The 785-nt window shown below is 37.5% G+C and carries 2 protein-coding genes; both read right to left on the bottom strand.

Annotation, left to right across the window (positions count from 1 at the left end; translation table 11 throughout):
- The coding region (locus tag M5121_RS15820; RefSeq protein ID WP_249571707.1) for a hypothetical protein at positions 1-344 on the bottom strand (344 nt) is incomplete at its 3' end.
- Between the two features lie 79 nt (positions 345-423).
- Positions 424-654, bottom strand: coding sequence for a hypothetical protein (locus M5121_RS15815; protein ID WP_249571706.1), 231 nt, complete (start codon positions 652-654; stop codon positions 424-426).
- Positions 655-785 lie beyond the last annotated feature (131 nt).

Here is a 785-nt window from a genome sequence, read left to right as displayed (position 1 = left end):
GCCACCTCACATTCACGTTTAGTTCTAGCAAAAAGGGCGTATGCATCATCTTCGCTAAAGCCAATATCAATTAAGAAAAATCCATGAGGGGCAATTGGTTCCCACTTAGTGATATCACAGTCATCCATCATTGATTCCCAATCATCACTTGATACGCTAGATTCCATCCAAAAAGTAACCGTTGCTTCAATGTTGAAATGTCGCTCTAATTCAGTCCATTCTTCACGAGTAAAAAAATCAGCCTCACTAGCTAAAGTATTAAGATAATTTAGAAATTCAGGGTGAATCCAAGACCCCGTTTCATCTCTAATAACTTCAGCAGGATTTAATTGTTTAATTTCCATCACCAACCTCCCAATCTATAAATCAGTAACATCCCAACAGATAGATCTAATAAAAACGCTATACCAAGTTCGAACTCTTTCATGTCGTTACTCCCACAGCTTTAACCATTTCGCGGTATTGATCTTTAAGTTGATTTACGCGGTTTTCTAGCCAACGATTTTTCAATCGTGAAAACTCTAATTCAGTACAATCACGATGCATGTTTTTAAATAATTTTGAATTTTCTTCGAATTGCTCATTAGCTCGTTTAGTAGCAGCTTCATGACTTAATTCAACGGGCATCAAAACAAATTTAACTTGATCTGACATCACTTTCTCCAAATCGCATCTTTAAATTTGGCGTTGGCCACCAGATCCGTTATTTCTGACTCATTCACGTTGTCATATATATGGGTCATGTTGCCCCCGAACACTTCAAGTGTTCGGGTAATGGTTGAATA

This window comes from Acinetobacter sp. ANC5681, assembly GCF_023488045.1.
Classification (GTDB): domain Bacteria; phylum Pseudomonadota; class Gammaproteobacteria; order Pseudomonadales; family Moraxellaceae; genus Acinetobacter.
Note: the sequence above shows the minus strand (reverse complement) of the source record. Positions and strands in the feature narration are given on the sequence as shown.

What these genes read in the sequence shown, in the direction of transcription:
- M5121_RS15815 (WP_249571706.1), bottom strand. Translation starts at nt 654, where the DNA reads ATGTCAGATCAAGTTAAATTTGTTTTGATGCCCGTTGAATTAAGTCAT.